The following is an 18,023-nucleotide window of genomic DNA, read 5'->3' as shown; positions in this document are numbered from 1 at the left end:
ACCCAGGGTATCGGCTGTGTCCGATTCGCGTGATCTATCGGCTCACCGTCACCGCCCGAATTCGGAACCGTAGCCCTGGCGGTCCGCGGCTGCGGCCAGCCGCCGATCGAGGTCGTCGGACCAGTCGCGCGCGACCTGCGCGTCGAGCACGGCCAGTCGCTCCGACACCGGGGCGCGCTGCGCCGGCCCGCAACCGCCGAGGAGGGATTCGAACAACGCACGGAGGCGGCGTTGCACCTGCACCTGTCCGGTGCTGTGCCGGCGGATCTCGTCGGTCCCGATCGCGACATAGTCCGCCCAGCTGCGGCGGATACCGCGGACGGAGGTGTCCGGCGCCGTCCGGTCGTCGCACAGCCGCGGTGCCAGCAGCAGCAGGAGATCCTCGGTGTGATCGAGCGCCTGCACCACGACGCTCGGATCGTTGCTTCCCGCGGACATCGCCTTGAGTGCGATGTCCGAGATCGCCTGCAGCGCCGCAGCGGGACTCACCGATGGCTGGTGGGTGTCGCCGAACAGCAGGCAGGCCAGCACCCGGCGCTTCTCCACCCGTGCCGGGTCGCCGATGACCTCGACCACCGGGAGATCGTGCGGCACATGGTCGCCGACGGCGATCAGCAGGTTGATCCGTACGTCCCACGACGCCGCGTGCCGTCGAAGTCGATCGCCGTTGACGGCCAGCAACACCCGCCCTCGCGCGCTCACCTCCCCCAGCCTGATCTGCGTGTGCGCCGCCTCCGCCGCGGCACCGGGATCGGGGCTGCCATCCCCCGGGACGGCGGCGGTCCCGGCGACGACCTGTTCGTCGAATCCGGTTGCCGCCGTGAGCTCGTGGTGGGCCGCCGGCGGCGGTAGCTGCCGGACGATGGCCGACCGGCCGTCGTCGGCGATCCACTGCAGCAGTCGGGCGGTGTTCAGGATGGTCCCGACCTTCCCGACCAGCGCGATGAAGAGATAGGCGCTGACCGTGGTGAGCATGAACGCGATCGCCGTGGACAGACCGGGAGTCGGCTCGTCCGGGCCGCCCACCGACAGGTCGATCGCGATGATCACGCTGTAGACGAAGGTCGCGAGGAAGAAGCCCGTGGACCACCGCATGACGGGTTCCTGCTGCAGCATCGGGATCACCCGCACCGAGATCGACGACGCGCCGAACTGCATCGCGAGGGTGACGGCGGTGAACACGAGACCGGTCAGTGTCGCCATCGAGCCGGCGATCACGCTCAGCAGCGTCGCCAGCGTGCCCGGGTCCACTTCCAGTTCGAGGAGCTCGTCGAATCCGACGGTGGTCCATGCGGCGACGATCGCGAGGGTCACCAGCACGACCGGCAATCGCCAGATCGGGACCGTGCGCAGCGCCCGGCGCGTGCGCCGCCACCGGATCGCGGTCGCCAGCGCACTCGGAACTTTTTCGGTCACCACACCGACCGCAGTCGGTGCCGGTGTCGTGGCGGGAATCGGCGCGGGGGTCTCTGGCACCCCGAATCGACCTGCCACCGCTTCCTGCACGACGATCTTCCACCGCATCAGCGGTTCTCGGTAGCGTTGCTCACGCCCGATCGCCCGGGCCAGTTTGCGGGGACGGTTCTTGTACCGCCACCGGGCCCACGGCGATCGCGGCCGAGCCAGTCGGGCTGCCCCGAACCACAGCAGGACCGGGACGAACATGCCGACCAGACCGGTCCACACCTTGCCCTTGATCAGCGTGACGATCGCCAGGAGCACGTTCAGCACGACGACACCCGCAGCGATCAGACGTGCCACGAGCCCGTTCTCGTTTCGGATGTCCCCGACGACCTCGAACGCCCCGAACGGCTGCAACCCCAGCAGGAAGAGCAGACCGATCGCGATCGCGACGAACACCGCGTCGATCGACGTTCGGCCCTCTTCCGCCCAGTAGACGTCGCGGAGGTGGAGGATGAGCGCGAACTCGTCGAGGACGAGCGCCGAGCCGATCCCGAACAGCGCCGCCAGCACACAGTCGATCACCGGTGTCCGCAGTGGATCGACCGCGACGAAACCGAAGCCCGCCACCAACATCGCCATCATCCCGAAGAAGGCGTGGTGGACATGGACCCCGCCCGGCGTCACGTTCCCGGGCCACCAACTGACCTCCGCGCGGATCATCCGCACGCTGAACCGGATGAACAGGAAGGTCAGGACGAAGGCGAGGAGGAGGAAGAACAACGGCAGACGACCGGTCTCGACGATCCGCTCATCGAACCACCCGGTCATCCCCCGACCCTAGCGGGAGCGCGGGCCGTTCTCGCGGACAATCGCCACCACGGTGCCACCACACGGACTCGTGACGGGTTCGTCAGCTCGACTTCTCGATATGGCGTAGTGCCGAAAGTGCGGCGTGGTGGCCACACATCCCGTGCACACCGGCGCCGGGCGGCGTGGACGCCGAACAGATGTAGACACCCGGGATCCCGGTTGCGTACGGGTCGGCAGCGATCCGGGGGCGCATCACCACCTGGAGGGGATCGTTTGCCCCGCCGATGATGTCGCCGCCGACGAGGTTGGGATTGCTCGCGGCGAGATCTGCGGGCGTGCGCACGACGGACCCGACGATCCGATCGCGCGTCCCCGGCGCGAAGCGTTCCAGCTGCGCGAGCACGGCGTTCGTGGCGTCGCCGCTGTAGCCATGCGGCACATGTGCATAGACGTACACCGGATGGACGTCACCGACCGACCGCGCCGGATCGGCCAGATATTGCTGGGCGACGAGGACGAAGGGCCGCTCCGGCATCCGGCCACGATGGATCTCGGCTTCGGACGCGACGACCTCGGCGGCGGTGCCGCACACGTGCACGGTGCCCGCCCGGCCGGAGAACTCGTCCCGCCACGGGAGTCCGCCGTCGACGGCGAGGTCGAGTTTGACCGCGGCGGGCGCACGCCGAAACCGTCGATATGCCTTACGGACTCGACTCGGGAGTGCGTCCCCCGCAAGGTCGGCGACCGCGCCGGGCTCCAGGTCGAGCAGGACCACATCCGCCGGTGGGAGGTCGGAGAGGGAGCTGACCCGATGGCCGGTTTCGATGCGGCCGCCCAGCGTTGTCAGCTCCGCGGCGAGGGCCTCCGGCATTCGGGCCGTCCCGCCCTTGATGATCGGCCAGCCGTACCGATGCGAGATGGCGGCGAACATCAGCGCGAACGCAGAAGTGGTCGGCCGGGTGAGCGGGTACCACCCATGGGCGGCGTTCCCGGCGAACAAGGCCGCCGCCTCGTCCGTGTGCCACACCCGTCCCAGGACGGTTGCGGGCAGGAGAGCGGCGGGCCCGAACCGGGCAAGCGGGCCGAGATGACGCGGCACGTGCAGGAGCGGGCCCAGCACTTCCTGCGCCAGGTCGTCGAAGTTCTCCGCCAACGGACCGAACAGGCTCCGCCATCGTGGGCCGTCGACCCCGAGAAACCGACTGGTCTCGTCCAGCGAGTTCATCATGGCGCCGGCCCGGCCGTCGGGCAGCGGATGTGCGAGGTCGATCTCCGGCCAGCCCCATTCGAGCCCATGGTCGGCGAGTCCGAGGCTCTGGAAGAACGGCGATGCCAGCCCGATCGGGTGGACGGCCGCGCCGTCGTCGTGCAGCAGGCCGGGCAGGATTCGCTCGGACGAGCGGGCACCACCACCGATCGTCTCGGCCGCCTCGAGCACCGTCACCTCGATGCCCCGCTGCGCGAGGGTGATGGCGGCGGCGAGCCCGTTGGGGCCCGCCCCCACCACGATGGCCGAAGTCATGAGCCCACCGACTCCCGCAGGTTCAGGTCCCGGTTGCCGAGAGGGTCGGGCTTCTCTCCCCGGGCCAGGTCGACGAGAGTTGCCGACGACGAGCTCATCATGCCGCACATCGTAGTTCTCGCGCGCCGACGCCCATGTCAAAGCTAGTGCGATCGGCATTCCGATCGTTTATGCTGTCAATGGCAGACAAATGATCGTCAAACAGGTACACACAGAGCGGGGCATCCGGAACGACGGCGCGGCGTTCGCTGTGCAAACGCCGAATGCCTGCTTTCAACAGAAGGGCTGCCGCAATGGGACAGCTGGACGGTCAGGTCGTATTCATCTCCGGAGTCGCGCGAGGTCAAGGACGCTCGCACGCACTAACACTCGCCAAAGAGGGCGCCTCCGTCATCGGCTTCGACCTGTGCGACGACCTCACCTCCACCGCCTACCCCGGTGCCACCGACGCCGACCTGAAGGAGACCCGCCGGTTGCTGACCGAGGTCGGCGCACGTTCGGTGTTGTCGCATGGTGACGTCCGGGACTACGCGCAGGTCGAGGCCGCGTTCCAGCGCGGTCTCGATGAGTTCGGGCGAGTGGACATCATCATTCCCAACGCCGGCTTGTGCGCGGGCGGCAAGACGTGGGAGCTGTCCGAAGAAGCGTGGCGGGAGACCATCGACATCAACCTCACCGGCGTCTGGCACACGGTGAAGGCCGCGGTGCCGACGCTGATCGAGCAGGGCGAGGGCGGATCGGTGGTCTTCATCGGATCCACCGAGGCCCTCAAGGGCGCCGAGAACATGTCGGTCTACGCGGCGTCGAAGCATGGCGTCACCGGGTTGATGACGAGCCTGTCTCGCGAATTGGGTCAGTACAACATCCGCGTCAATTCGGTGAACCCCACCTGCGTCGACACCAACATGATCCAGAACCCGTACGTCTGGGGACTCTTCCAGCCCGACAACCCCTCCCCCACTCGCGAATCAGTCGAGCCGGCGTTCACGGGCACACACATCCTGCCGGTGCCGTGGATGGAGCCGATCGATGTCAGCCGCGCGATCCTCTACCTGGTCGGCGAATCGGGCCGGTACATCACCGCCTCCACGCTGACCATCGACGCAGGCTTCATCGTCAAGTCGTGAACGATGACCACGTCTGATGAGCCGACGTGCTTCGGCGGCGGCTCGCCCCACCTCCCTCATCCGACGGGGTGGGGCATCGTCGGCTCCTCGGCCACCACTCCGGACATACAGCGACCTAGCCGTTCGGATCTCGTCGAACGCCTGCAGGAGGTCTATCTCCATCTGGAAGAAGGGGCGCGGTCGCCTCGACCACACCATGCGCTCACCCAGTCCCGCCTGCTGATCGCCGACATCATCGTCACCCTGGACCAGGCCGGATCAAAGTTGGACGGTGCACGCATAGACGATCTCCTCACCGTCAGAGAGTTGGAGATCGCCCGAGCCGTCGGAGCAGGTATGCCCAATCGGGCGATCGGACAGGAACTCTGGATCTCCGAGACCACGGTCAAGTTCCACTTGCGCAATGTCATGCGAAAGCTGGTCGCTCGCAATCGAAGTGAGGTCGCGGCGGTCATCGCGCGAACGGGGGCCTGATCGGGTCGGCCGTCGCCGGCCATTCGATGGTCATGAGCACAGTGAGAGCAAGCTGCTCGCGCCCCCCGCGAGCGAGTCCTCGAGTTTGGTGGCCAGCGCGATGAACAGAACCGCTGTGGTCATGGCGTCGCCCAGGGCATGGTGGGGGGTGTGAACCGGTAGATTCATCTGTTCGGCGACGAATTCCAGCGATACGCTCTGATGCGGTTCCATGTCGATGTCGAGGTGATCCCGCGCCAGGATCGCGGTGTCGATGAACGATTGTGCGAACTCGCGGTGGGTCTGCCGAAACGCCCTGCGCAAGAACGCTCTCTCGATGTGAGCGCCATGTGCGACGAGAACCCGTCCCCGCATCAGCTCGTCCATCCGGTCCACGCACTCGGCCAGCGTCGGCGCGGACGCGGTGTCTTCGTTGCGGATTCCGTGGAGCTTGAGTGATTCCTCGGAGATCGGCCGCGGACTGCGAACCAACGAATACTGCGCGTCCGAACAGATGATCCGCCCATGATCGATGGGAACCATACCGACAGAATTGATCTGGTCGGTGCACGGATCGAGTCCGCTGGTCTCCAGATCGATGACCAAGTACTTCGACGATCGCCACGACGATGGTGTCGGCGGTTCGGCCGACTGGGCGTCGGGCCGGCGGCGGCGGCGGATAAGCATCAGAATGTCCCCTTGTCGTAACGATCGGACGCGATCCGATCCTGGACTGATCTGATGGCGCGGAACGCATCACGGAGTTGGCGTCGTTCTGGGCCTGCAATGGTGGCCGGGTCCAGGCACGAAGAGATCTCGCGGTGCTCCCGCAACGCGGCGATCTGGTGCTCGACAACGAGTCCGAAGCAGTGCTGGTATGCGCTCCCCAGGTCGTCGGCCTCGGTCGGATTCAGCAGGCCCGCATCGCGTGCCGTCGAGATGCGTCTCAGTGTGGACCCGGAGGCGTCCCCGGCCCGGAATGCCACTGCGCGCGCCACCGAGGCGGCCGGACGGAGTGCCGCCTTCTTCAGGTTGAGGCTGCGCCGGCGTCCGATGTGCTCGATGACGAACTCGCGCACGAAACCGGCAGGCGGGCGCTGGCGTAGCGCATTCATCGTGAGGGTTCGGCCGTAGGCATCGCGTCCTGCCGAAGCAGACAGCGCCGACTTCAGCGGCCGGGTGAGCCGGGCGTAGGTCAGGGGTCGCGCGTCGAGCATGGTCGAGACCATCATGACCGAGTCGTCGTCCTCGGGCTCGGCCCGCCACCGACGGACCGCCTCGGCCCAGCCTGCCGCAGACCGGTTGAACAGGTCGTTCGACACATTCAGGCCCTGCCGGCAGGGTTGCAAGCCGCATGACTGCGCGTCGTCGACGATCGCACGAGACGCTGCCTTGAGGGCCGCGTGGTCGACCTCCCGGCAGTCGTCGGCAACCTCCCAGGCCACCGCGGTGTCGAGGTCCGAATTCGGCAGCGGCTCTCGACGACCGAGCGATCCCAGCAGCATCCACGATGGCGTGATCGACTGCCACAGTTCGTCATCGGCGGTCCGGAGTTCGACCATCCGCCGAAACACGGCCTCGTTCATCGTCGAGAGGACGGCGGCCAGATGCATGGGCGGGACGCCGGCATCCCAGAGTTCGACGAGGGTCGGACTCAACAGTTTTGCCGCGTCGGCGAGTTCGTCGAGAGTTCGGGCGTTCGCCGCGGCACTCCGGATCACCAGGGGATGGCTCACATCGGTGGCGGCGATGTCGACGACGCGGGCGATCCCGGTCGGGCGGCCTCGCCCGTCGGTAACGACGAGATGGTGTATCCCGAACTCGACCATACGCAGGTATGCCGCGCTCACGGTGTAGTCGCTGGAGACCGACAGCGCCGGAATGCTGGCGATGGTGTGGACCGGCTGATCCACCGGCACCTCGCCGGTGGCCACCCGCTTCCGGAAGTCGTCGTCGGTGACGATTCCGATCTCGTCACCTCGGACGAAGATCGCGCACGACTGGCCGGCCCGCGTGATCTCCTGCGCCACAGTCCTGATGGAGTCATCCGACTCGCACCACAGGACACCTTTGGTGACCTCGCCCAGCGGCCGCTCGAGCCGGTTGACCGCGCCTCCCACCGAGATCAAGCGATCTCGCGCGGTGACCGACCCATAATGGCTGTACTGCAACACCTCCGGATGTCGCAGCACGCTCCTCGGATCCGGGATCCGGTAGCAAACGGTGTCTTCGACCGCACGGACTGCCATCGAGGGCGCGAGCCCGGACAACACCGAGACGTGGCCGAAAGTGTCACCTGTGGTCAACAAGTCGACTTCGCGCCCGCGATCGAGGACCTGCACCGAGCCGGTACGGATCACGCTCATCTGATCCAGCGGCTCGGCCCCTACGGGCACGATCATCGTGCCGGCGGCGAAGAACTCGACCTCCACGGTCTCGGCCAGCGATCGGAGATCTCCGGAATCGAGACGGTCATAAGGCGAATGGGCACCCAGGAACTCCACATACTCACGCACCGCCGGCCTCCCCACGATGGGTGGGGCGGCCGACGGTGCGTGTGGTGCAGGCGAAGGTCATGACTACCGGTTGCGAGCGCTTCGCAGTCGCTCGGAGACCTCGATCGCGTCACCCTCCGGTGCCGTCGAATTGCGCTCCGGCTTGGCTATCAGCAGGTAGGCCAGGCCGACTCCTGCTACGACCAGGAAGCCGATGAGAGCGATCCACCGATCGTAGAACGCGAGGCCAGGGTCGGAGCTGGGCTTGGCCAGCACCAGCATCGCGAGGATTCCGTAGACGAGCGCAGCGACATTGATGACGATCCCGAACTTGCCGAGAGTCCACGGGCCGCCTGGCTTCCAGCCCTTGAGCCGCATACGCAGGGCAGCGAAGACCACCATCTGGAAGGCGAAGTACCCCGCCAGCATCTGGAAGGCCGCGATCCGGAATTGCGACCCCGGTTCGAAGAAGACGAAGATCACCAGAGCCACCGGTACGACGTTGACCGCGATCAATGCGTTACTGGGGATGTGCCGCTTCGAGGTCTTGGCGAAGAACGGCGCTCCGGGGAACATGTTGTCCCGCCCGAACGAGTAGACCAATCGACTCACCGCAGCCTGCTGGCCCATGACACCCGCCACGAACGCGGTCAGGACTGAGATCAGGAAGAGCTTGGTCCCGACGGTGCCGATGCTGTCCTGCAGGATCGTCGGAATCGGGTTGCTGTCTTCACCATCGACAATCGCCTGCAGATTGGGTGCGGCCAGGACGTACCCGGCGAACGCCAGAATTGCGAACAGTCCGCCGAACACCACGGTCATGATCATGGCCTTCGGGATCGCGCGGGCGGGATTCGGAGTCTCCTCGGCGACCTCACCACAGGACTCGAAGCCGTAGAACATGTACAAGCCGACCAGCGATGCACCGAGGAAGGCGAAGAAGTACGGACTGTCTCCAGCGGTACCGAAAGTGTCGAAGAAGACCCCGAAATCGTTCTTGCGCTGGAAGATCAGAAGATACAGCCCCACGATGACGATACCTGCCACCTCGCATGCCAGACCGATCTGGGACACCCGTGCCAACGTTTTCGTGCCGGTCAGGTTGACGGCGAGGCAGATTGCGATCATGGCGAGGGTGATGCCGAGCCGTTGCCCATCAGTCGGGGTGACCGAGGGGCTCGAAGCGGTCCCCGCGAACAGGCTGGCGATGAAATCTGAGCTGAAGAGCGCCGTGGTGGTGATACCGATTGTGATGCCGCAGATGTAGATCCAGGCCATCCACCATGAGTACCGACCACCCCATAGTCGTCGACCCCACTGATAGAGGCCGCCCGCGAGGGGGTACTGGGAGACCACCTCGCCGAACACGAGAGCGACGAGGAGCTGTCCCGCTCCGATCAGCAGAATCCAGAAAATGGCCGGGGGGCCCGCCGAGGAAAGCCCCAGCGCGAAGATGGACACCACGCTGACCATCGGTGACAGGTAGACGAAACCGAGCGCAAAGTTCGCCGACAGGCTCATCTTGCGTTCGAACTGGTTCTCGTACCCAAGCGCTTCGAGATGGGCGTCGTCATCACTGCGAGTGTCGGCGGCCGCGCGCTTCCGGCGCGCCGATACGCCTGGTTCTTCGATGGACATCTTCGATTCCTTCCGGTGGCCCCCGGACGGAGCCCTTCGTCACAACGCTACGTCATTGTGATCGGTTTCGCAGTACAAATCTGGAACTTTTACCGTCAATTGATCGCTATGCCGAACAATTGCGCGATCTATCACGCTCTTCCGTTCGGCGAGTCCAATTTGCCCGAGTTGTCAGCCCAGCTGGACGTGCCAACCGGCGGAGGTTCACGACGGCGGCGCAGGGTGTCCACGCTGAAGATGGCGAGGGCCGTCCAGATGAGCGCGAAACCGCACCACCTGGTCACCGACATCGGTTCATGCCCGACCACGACTCCCCACACCATCTGCATCGCCGGCGTCAGGTACTGCAGGAGGCCGAGACTGACGAGCGGTAGCCGATGCGCTGCCACCCCGAACAACACCAAAGGCACCGCCGTGATCGGCCCGAGGAGCAGCATCAGCGTCGAACTCCACCAACCGTGCGCCATTGCACTCGTGGTGCCCCCGAGCGCGACCACCGCCAGGTACATCACCGCGAACGGCCAACTGACCAGGCCTTCGGCGGCGAGTCCCACCGTAGGACGAAGGTGAGTTACCTTCTTCACCGCTCCGTAGGCCGCGAAGGTCCCGGCGAGGAGCAACGCCACCCAGGGCGGCGAGCCATGGTCGACGGTGAGGACGACGACCGCGACGGCGGCCACGACGACGGCCACAACCTGGGCGCGACTGAGTCTTTCATGGAAGAAGAGGACCGCGAGTACGACACTCAGCAATGGATTGATGAAGTACCCCAGCGCGGCGCCGACCACCTGATTGCTTTCCACCGCGTAGACATAGACACCCCAGTTCAGCGAGATCAGCACTGCGCCGATGCAGACCAGCGCCCAGCCGCGCGGAGTGACCTCTTTGAGGTCGCGCAGTCGACGGGTGGCGAGGATGACCACGAACATCAGCGCAGCGGTGGCGATGACCCGGTAGGCGACCACCTGCCCTCCGTCGGTGAAGCCGAGTAGGCCGAAGTATGCGGGAAACAGCCCCCAGATCCCATAAGCGCCGACCCCGGCAGCCAATCCACCGAGGCCCCGAGGAACCACGGTTCGCGATGTCGCCCGATCGGTCAGCACTCGACGATGTTCACCGCAACATTGATCGCCAGGCCACCGGTTGACGTCTCCTTGTACTTGCTGTGCATGTCGAGGCCGGTCGTACGCATAGTCTCGATGACCTCGTCGAGTGTCACCCGATGGGTTCCGTCCCCGCGCAACGCCATCCGAGCGGCTGTGATCGCCTTGTTCGCCGAGATAGCATTCCGCTCGATGCACGGGATCTGCACCAGTCCACCGATCGGATCGCATGTCAGGCCCAGACAGTGCTCCATCGCGATCTCGGCAGCGTTCTCGACCTTCTGCGGCGAACCGCCCATGATCTGCGCCAGCGCCGCGGCCGCCATCGACGCGGCGGACCCCACCTCGCCCTGACATCCGACCTCCGCGCCCGATATCGATGCGCGCTTCTTGTACAACGAGCCGATCGCACTCGCGGTGAGGAGAAAGTCGATGGCGACCCCGTCCGGGTCCGAACACCCTCTGGGTGTGTAGTTCTCGGCATAGTGCAACACCGCGGGAATGATCCCGGCCGCACCGTTCGTCGGGGCGGTGACCACCCGACCCCCCGATGCGTTCTCCTCGTTCACGGCCATCGCGACCAGATTCACCCACGCCTCGGCGTGTTCGAAGCTCCTATCCGGGTCCTCGAGCGCGAGCCGCGTGTACCAGGTGTGCGCGCGACGCTGCACATTCAGGCCGCCCGGAAGTGTTCCCGTCCGGGCCATCCCGTTGCGCTGGCACTCGTGCATGACGTCACGGATGTGCAGTAGCTGCTTTGCCACTTCGGTCGCGGGCCGCCGGTACTGCTCGTGCCGCATCATGATCTCGCTGATGCCCAGCCCGTGCCGCGCGGTCAGCGCCAGCAGATCGGCGGCGGAGTCGAAAGCCCACGGTGACCACTGGTCGCCGTCTGCGGCCCCATCCGCACACTCGTCGCCTACGACGATGAATCCGCCGCCGACGGAATAGTATGTCTGCGAATGGAGTTCGCCATTGCGGTCAGATTCGGCGACGAAGGACATCGCGTTCGGATGTCGGTCCAGTACCACGTCGGGCTTCTCGAAGATGTCTGCCACCCGGAGGGGGATCTCGCGATCTCCCCCCAGACGAACGTATCCGGTGGCCTCTTGACGACGACGCGTCACATCCTTTGTTTCGACGCTGATGGTCTCCGGCTCGAGGCCCTCGAGGCCGAGCATGATCGCATCGAAGGTCCCGTGACCTCTCCCCGTTGCCGCAAGAGAGCCGAACACCGTGACGACGACCTCGTCGACATAGTCGAGAACGCGCTCGGAACGCAGCTCTTCGACGAACGTCGCCGCGGCGCGCATCGGGCCCACGGTATGCGAACTCGACGGTCCGATGCCGACGGAGAACAGGTCGAATGCGCTCACGGTCATGTCGACAGTTCCGGATACAGCGGATGTTGGCGCGCCAGCAACCGGACCCGATCCCGTAGCTCGGGGAGTACCGCGTCCAGCCGGGCGGCTTCGGCGGTCAACGCGGTGGCGATGATGTCGGCGACCTCGCGGAAATCCTCGTCGGTGAACCCGCGCGAGGCGAGCGCCGGCGTTCCGATCCGCAGACCGGACGTCACCATCGGGGGCCGAGGATCGAAGGGAACAGCGTTGCGGTTGACCGTGATGTCCACCGCGGCCAGACGGTCCTCGGCTTCCTTGCCGTCGAAGTCGGCGTTGCGGAGGTCGACGAGCACCAGGTGGACGTCGGTGCCTCCGGTGACGACGCTGATACCGCGGCGGGATACGTCGTCGCGGCCCAGCCGTTCGGCGAGGATCGCCGCACCACTCAGGGTCTGGCGTTGCCTGTCGGCGAAAGCCGGCTCGAGTGCCATCTTGAAAGCCGCCGCCTTGGCGGCGATCACGTGTTCCAGCGGGCCACCCTGCTGGCCGGGGAAGACAGCGGAGTTGATCTTCTTCGCCACGTCGGCATCGTTGGTGAGGATGATCCCGCCGCGCGGGCCCCCGAGGGTCTTGTGCGTGGTGGAGGTGACGACATGGGCGTGTGGCACCGGTGACGGGTGCAGCCCGGCCGCGACCAATCCGGCGAAGTGCGCCATGTCCACCATCAGCAGAGCGCCCACTTCGTCGGCGATCTCGCGGAACGCCTCGAAGTCCAGCCGACGTGGGTAGGCCGACCAGCCCGCGATGATCAGCTTGGGGCGATGCTGCCGGGCGGCCGCAGCCACTGCCGCCATGTCGATGCGGTGGTCATCCGGCGACACCTCGTAGGCGGCCACGTCATAGAGCCGCCCGGAGAAGTTGATACGCATGCCGTGGGTGAGGTGTCCGCCGTGCGGCAGCGCCAGTCCGAGAATCGTGTCGCCGGGCTTGATCAGCGCGTGCATCACCGCTGCGTTTGCCGTCGCCCCCGAATGCGGCTGCACATTGGCGTATTCGGCGGCGAACAGCTGCTTGACGCGATCGATCGCGATCTGCTCGATCGCGTCGACAAACTCACATCCGCCGTAGTACCTGCGCCCCGGGTAACCCTCCGCATACTTGTTGGTCAAGACCGACCCCTGGGCCTGCATGACCGAAACGGGTGCGTAGTTCTCCGAGGCGATCATCTCCAGACCGTCTTGCTGGCGTCGCAGCTCGTCGTCGATGAGCTCGGTCACCTCGGGGTCGAACTCGGCGAGAGATTGCGACAGCACCGTCATCACTGGACTCCGTACTCGGACGCGTACTTCGCAGCAGTCCACAGTTCGCCGACCTCGTCGGGAATGACGGCGAACAGCCATCCCTCGCCGTACGGATCGGACGTGACGACCTCCGGGTTCTCGACCGCGGCGGTGTTGATGATCGACACCTTTCCGGTCACCGGCGGGTAGAGCTCGGAAACGGTCTTGGTGGACTCGACCTCGCCGCAGGACTCGCCGACGGTCACGGTGCTGCCCACATCGGGAAGCTCCAGGTAGACGAGGTCGCCGAGATTCTCCACGGCGAGTGCGGTGATTCCGACACGGACCGGATCACCGGTCTGCTCGGCGCCCGGGGCCAGCGCGATCCACTCGTGCTCAGCCGTGTACGAAAGATTCTCCGGGAGTGCTGGGTTGGTCATTCTGATCGTCCTTGTCGTCTTCGCGAAGGTGTAGGGGGGGGTCAGCGTCGGGAACGCTTGTAGAACGGCAGGGCAGTGACTGTGAACTCGTGCGGGGTGCCCCGGACCCCGATGTCGACGGTCGTGCCGACCTCGCCGAACGCCGAGTCGACATAACCCATCGCGATGGGGTGACCGAGGGTCGGCGAGAACGAACCGGAAGTGATGACGCCGATGTCGCGACCGTCCGATCGTGAGGTGATTGCATACCCGGAGCGTGCGGCTCGCCTGCCGGCGCCCACCAGTCCGACGAGTACCCGTCGCGGCGGTTCTTCGGCAATCTTCCGCAACGCGTCGGCACCGACAAAGTCTTTGTGCAAGCGCACGATTCGACTCAGGTTCGCCTCATAGGGAGTGATGGAGGAGTCCAGTTCGTGGCCATAGAGAGCCATCCCGGCTTCCAACCGCAGGGTGTCGCGCGCGGCGAGCCCGGCGGGTTGAGCTCCGAGGGCTTGTCCGGCCTTCAGGAGCGAGCGCCAGACGTGTGCGCAGTGGTCGGAGTGCACGTAGATCTCGAAGCCGTCCTCGCCGGTGTACCCGGTGCGCGCCACGAGCACACCGACATCACTCACGTCGGCGGCGACGATCGCGTAGTACTTGAGGTCATGCACAGACTCTCGTCTGGCATCGGCGACGAGCGGGAGGAGGATCTCCGCGGAGCGTGGACCCTGTAGCGCTATCAGCGCCGTCTCGTCGGATTGGTCCGTGACCGACACGTCGAACGCGGCTGCGCGGCTGAGCAATTCGGAGACCACAGTCTCGCGGTTGGACGCGTTGGCCACCACCAGGAAGTCTTCTGCGGCCAGCCGATAGACGACGAGGTCGTCGAGCACGTGGCCGGTCTCGGCGCACAACAGCGAGTACTTGGCGCGACCGTTGTCGACGACACTCATCTCGCCGACGAGGGCGTGGTCGAGGAACGCTCCGGCATGCGGACCTCGTACAGCGATCTCGGCCATGTGGGAGAGGTCGAACAGACCTGCGGTGGTTCGTACGGCGTTGTGCTCTTCGGTGTGACCGCGGTACTTCAGCGGCATGTTCCAGCCGGCGAAGTCGGTCATCTGGGCGTCGAGCCGCTCATGCTCGGCGGCGAGCGGGGTGGCTTTCATACGGGAACCTCTTCTCTGTCGCCGTCGATGGCGAACGCCTCGGGCGGTGGACACGAGCAGACGAGATTCCGGTCGCCGTGTACGCCGTCGATACGACGCACCGGCGGGAAGTACTTGTCCGCCATCACCGATGGCAGCGGATACGCCGCCTCACGGCGGGTGTACGGATGTGTCCACTCGTCGGCCAGAAGGCACTCGGCGGTGTGCGGCGCCTGGCGTAGGGGGCTCTGTTCGAGCGGCCACCTGCCATCGGCGACAGCTTGGATCTCGGCTCGGATGGCCTTCATCGCCGCCACGAACCGATCCAGCTCGGCCAGATCCTCCGATTCGGTGGGCTCGACCATCAAGGTGCCGTTGACCGGAAAGGACAGCGTCGGAGCATGAAACCCGTAGTCGATCAATCGTTTCGCGACGTCCTCGGCGGTCACCCCGGTGGCCTTGGTCAGCGCACGCAGATCGAGGATGCACTCGTGCGCGACCAGGCCATCGGCCCCGGTGAACAGAACCGGGAACGAGTCGGTGAGCTCCGACGCCAGGTAGTTGGCCGCGAGAACGGCGGTTCGGGTGGCCGCGGCGAGTCCGTCGGGTCCCATCAGCGCGATGTACGCCCAGGTGATGGGGAGGATGCCGGCCGACCCCTGGGGAGCGGCCGAGACCGGGCCGGTCACCCCGTCGGTGTCGAACGGATGCGAAGGCAGGAAGGGTGCCAGGTGCGCGCGCACGGCGACCGGCCCCACTCCTGGCCCACCACCTCCGTGCGGAATGCAGAAGGTCTTGTGCAGATTGAGATGCGAGACGTCGCCACCGAATTCGCCGGGTCTGGCCAGACCGACCAGGGCGTTGAGGTTGGCGCCGTCGACGTAGACCTGCCCGCCGGCGTCGTGGACGAGATCGCAGACCTGGCGCACGTCGGTTTCGTACACGCCATGCGTGGAGGGATACGTGAGCATGATGGCAGCCACGTGATCGCGGTGCTCCTCGAGCTGGTTCCGCAGATCACCGAGGTCGATGTCGCCGCTGCTCGCGGTGGCGACCACGACGACACGCAACCCCGCCAACACAGCCGACGCGGCATTCGTTCCGTGCGCCGATTGCGGGATGAGGCAGATGTCGCGGCCGGTGTCTCCATTGCTGCGGTGGTAGTTGCGAATTGCCAGCAGCCCGGCCAGCTCTCCCTGCGATCCGGCATTGGGCTGCAACGAGACCCGGTCGTATCCGGTGATGTCGGCAAGCCAGCTCTCCAGGTCGCCGATCAGTTCGCGATACCCCCGGGTCTGCTCGTCCGGTGCGTACGGGTGGATGCCCGCGAAGCCCGGCCAGCTGATCGGCTCCATCTCCACCGCCGAGTTGAGTTTCATCGTGCACGAACCGAGCGGGATCATGGTCCGGTCGAGGGCCAGGTCTCTGTCGGAGAGTCGACGAAGGTACCGCTGCATCGCGGCTTCGGACCGATACCGGTGGAACAAGTCAGCCGTCATGAACGGTGAGGTACGCGCCAGGTCCGGCTGGATCCAGCCGGACGTTCGCGAGTCGCGGCTCTGACCGTCGGCGCCGCGGACACCCGCGCTGACGCCGAACGCTTCCAGTACCCGAGCCACGATCGCGTCGGTCGTCTTCTCGTCGCAGGAGATTCCGACGGTGTCGTCGTCGATGAGGCGGAGGTTGACTCCCAGACGATCGGCGGCGAGGACGACGGCGCGACCGCGACCGCTGACCCGCGCGACCACGGTGTCGAAGAAGTCGGCGTGCAACGTGTCCACGCCACCGGCGCGCAGACCGGCGTTGACCGCCGTCGCGTGTCCGTGCACACGCGAGGCGATCGCGCGCAATCCACTCGCACCGTGATAGGCGGCGTACATACCCGCGACGTTGGCCAGCAGGGCCTGGGCGGTACAGATGTTGCTAGTCGCCTTGTCGCGGCGAATGTGCTGTTCCCGGGTCTGCAGGGCCAGACGATAGGCCACCGCTCCGTCGACGTCGCGGGAGACGCCCACGAGTCGACCGGGCAGCATTCGCTCCAGTCCCTGGCGCACCGCCATGAATCCGGCGTGCGGACCACCGAAGAACAGCGGTACACCGAATCTCTGCGCAGACCCAACGGCGATGTCGGCCCCCTGCGCGCCCGGCTCCTCGAAGATGGTCGATGCAAGCAGATCGGTGGCGACAGTGACCAGAGCATCTTGCTCGTGCGCCCGGTTGATGAGTGCCGAGAGGTCGCGGACCTGCCCGGTGGAACCGGGGTTCTGGATGACGACCCCGAAGAACTTCTCCTCGGGCAGTCCGCGCGTCGTGTCGTGCTCGATCAGTTCGATCCCCACGGCTTCGGTTCGTGCGCGGACGACAGACAGGGTTTGGGGGAAGCAGTTCGTGTCGACGACCACCGCCGCGGGCGCGGACTTGTTCGCCCGACGCATCAGCAGAATCGCCTCGACCACGGCGGTCGCCTCGTCGAGCAGTGACGCTCCGGCAACCGGCAGGCCGGTGAGGTCCTCGACCACGGTCTGGAAATTCAGCAGAGCCTCCAGGCGGCCCTGTGAGATCTCGGGCTGGTACGGCGTATAGCTCGTGTACCAGCCGGGCGCCTCGAGCAGGTTGCGTCGCAGTACGGCCGGTGTGACGGTGTCGTAGTAGCCGAGTCCGATCATCTGCACGCGCTGTTCGTTGCGCGCTGCCATCGCCCGGAGCGCGGCCAGCACCTCGGTCTCCGAACGTGCGGCCGGCGTGTTCAGCGGCGAATGCGTCCGGATCGAGTCCGGTACCGCGGCGTCGATCAGTTCGTCGAGGCCGTCGTACCCGACGGTGTCGAGCATCCGACGGGCACCGGAAGCGTCCGGGCCGATGTGACGAGAGGTGAAATCACCTCGTAAAGAATTGTGGGACAAGAGATTCTCCGAGATCTCATGACCGCGCCGCGGCGCGATCAGCGGATGCTTGCCCTCCCCGTCTCTGTCCTGGTACCTGAGAGTCCCGACCCGCAAGGGGCCATACACCTTCGGTAAGCGCGGCGGCTTTCTCCAGAGTTGCCTCTGCGTGATCAGTGCGGGGCCTGAGAGATTCCCGGGGAGGAACTTGCTCCTACGGCTCTCCACGGACCGCCGGGTCCTGGAGTTCTCCTGATACGCATCGAGCGGCGGATTCGGTTGTGTGACACCCACCATAGATCACTGATCGGCATTCCGCACGGTTTGAGTCCATTTAGCGGGATTTCGTTCGCTGTTCCGTGCAAGAATGAGGTCGGTCCCGTGCTGTGCTTCAGCGCG

Annotated in this window: 13 protein-coding genes and 1 riboswitch; of the genes, 2 read left to right on the top strand and 11 right to left on the bottom strand. The window is 65.9% G+C overall.

Going from position 1 to position 18,023, the window contains the following annotated elements:
- Nucleotides 1–48: 48 nt before the first annotated feature.
- Both BCM27_RS01100 and BCM27_RS01095 read right to left on the bottom strand, forming a co-directional pair.
- Entirely contained in the window at nucleotides 49–2,232 is a 2,184-nt protein-coding gene (locus BCM27_RS01100; protein WP_004021453.1) for a DUF2254 family protein, read from the bottom strand.
- Nucleotides 2,233–2,314: 82 nt separating this feature from the next.
- Nucleotides 2,315–3,736: a phytoene desaturase family protein gene (locus BCM27_RS01095; RefSeq protein ID WP_004021454.1), complete on the bottom strand. Its 1,422-nt coding sequence runs from the start codon at nucleotides 3,734–3,736 to the stop codon at nucleotides 2,315–2,317.
- Between the two features lie 293 nt (nucleotides 3,737–4,029).
- Here BCM27_RS01095 and BCM27_RS01090 point away from each other — a divergent pair, with 293 nt between their 5' ends.
- Both BCM27_RS01090 and BCM27_RS01085 read left to right on the top strand, forming a co-directional pair.
- Nucleotides 4,030–4,863 carry a mycofactocin-coupled SDR family oxidoreductase gene (locus BCM27_RS01090; protein WP_004021455.1) on the top strand — a complete coding sequence of 278 codons (834 nt, stop codon included), beginning with the start codon at nucleotides 4,030–4,032 and terminating at the stop codon, nucleotides 4,861–4,863.
- Nucleotides 4,864–4,866: 3 nt separating this feature from the next.
- The gene (locus BCM27_RS01085; protein WP_004021456.1) at nucleotides 4,867–5,337 is read left to right on the top strand and encodes a response regulator transcription factor; all 471 of its coding nucleotides are present in this window, start codon (nucleotides 4,867–4,869) and stop codon (nucleotides 5,335–5,337) included.
- A gap of 30 nt (nucleotides 5,338–5,367) precedes the next feature.
- On the opposite strand, the gene BCM27_RS01080 is transcribed toward BCM27_RS01085, so the two are convergent.
- The 9 genes from BCM27_RS01080 to gcvP form a co-directional block, all read right to left on the bottom strand.
- A complete protein-coding gene (locus tag BCM27_RS01080; protein WP_004021457.1) occupies nucleotides 5,368–6,003 on the bottom strand; it encodes a 3'-5' exonuclease in 636 nt (211 codons plus the stop codon).
- Entirely contained in the window at nucleotides 6,003–7,832 is a 1,830-nt protein-coding gene (locus BCM27_RS01075; RefSeq protein WP_004021458.1) for a putative nucleotidyltransferase substrate binding domain-containing protein, read from the bottom strand. The genes BCM27_RS01080 and BCM27_RS01075 overlap by 1 nt, the downstream gene beginning before the upstream one ends.
- A 63-nt stretch (nucleotides 7,833–7,895) precedes the next feature.
- The gene (locus BCM27_RS01070) at nucleotides 7,896–9,449 is read right to left on the bottom strand and encodes an APC family permease (RefSeq protein WP_004021459.1); all 1,554 of its coding nucleotides are present in this window, start codon (nucleotides 9,447–9,449) and stop codon (nucleotides 7,896–7,898) included.
- A gap of 131 nt (nucleotides 9,450–9,580) precedes the next feature.
- Complete coding sequence (rarD, locus tag BCM27_RS01065; protein WP_004021460.1) at nucleotides 9,581–10,552, bottom strand: EamA family transporter RarD; 972 nt, start codon at nucleotides 10,550–10,552, stop codon at nucleotides 9,581–9,583.
- Entirely contained in the window at nucleotides 10,546–11,934 is a 1,389-nt protein-coding gene (locus BCM27_RS01060) for an L-serine ammonia-lyase (protein ID WP_004021461.1), read from the bottom strand. Before BCM27_RS01060 ends, rarD begins: the two co-directional genes overlap by 7 nt.
- The gene (glyA, locus tag BCM27_RS01055) at nucleotides 11,931–13,214 is read right to left on the bottom strand and encodes a serine hydroxymethyltransferase (RefSeq protein WP_004021462.1); all 1,284 of its coding nucleotides are present in this window, start codon (nucleotides 13,212–13,214) and stop codon (nucleotides 11,931–11,933) included. The genes BCM27_RS01060 and glyA overlap by 4 nt, the downstream gene beginning before the upstream one ends.
- A complete protein-coding gene (gene gcvH / locus BCM27_RS01050; RefSeq protein WP_004021463.1) occupies nucleotides 13,214–13,615 on the bottom strand; it encodes a glycine cleavage system protein GcvH in 402 nt (133 codons plus the stop codon). The genes glyA and gcvH overlap by 1 nt, the downstream gene beginning before the upstream one ends.
- 41 nt (nucleotides 13,616–13,656) lie before the next feature.
- The gene (gene gcvT / locus BCM27_RS01045; protein WP_004021464.1) at nucleotides 13,657–14,763 is read right to left on the bottom strand and encodes a glycine cleavage system aminomethyltransferase GcvT; all 1,107 of its coding nucleotides are present in this window, start codon (nucleotides 14,761–14,763) and stop codon (nucleotides 13,657–13,659) included.
- The gene (gcvP, locus tag BCM27_RS01040; RefSeq protein ID WP_051987096.1) at nucleotides 14,760–17,660 is read right to left on the bottom strand and encodes an aminomethyl-transferring glycine dehydrogenase; all 2,901 of its coding nucleotides are present in this window, start codon (nucleotides 17,658–17,660) and stop codon (nucleotides 14,760–14,762) included. Before gcvP ends, gcvT begins: the two co-directional genes overlap by 4 nt.
- Before the next feature lie 39 nt (nucleotides 17,661–17,699).
- Nucleotides 17,700–17,791, bottom strand: a riboswitch (glycine riboswitch).
- Nucleotides 17,792–18,023: the final 232 nt, after the last annotated feature.

The organism is Gordonia terrae (assembly GCF_001698225.1).
Classification (GTDB): domain Bacteria; phylum Actinomycetota; class Actinomycetes; order Mycobacteriales; family Mycobacteriaceae; genus Gordonia; species Gordonia terrae.
The sequence above is the reverse complement of the archived record's forward strand: the minus strand, read 5'-3'. Positions and strand labels throughout refer to the sequence as shown.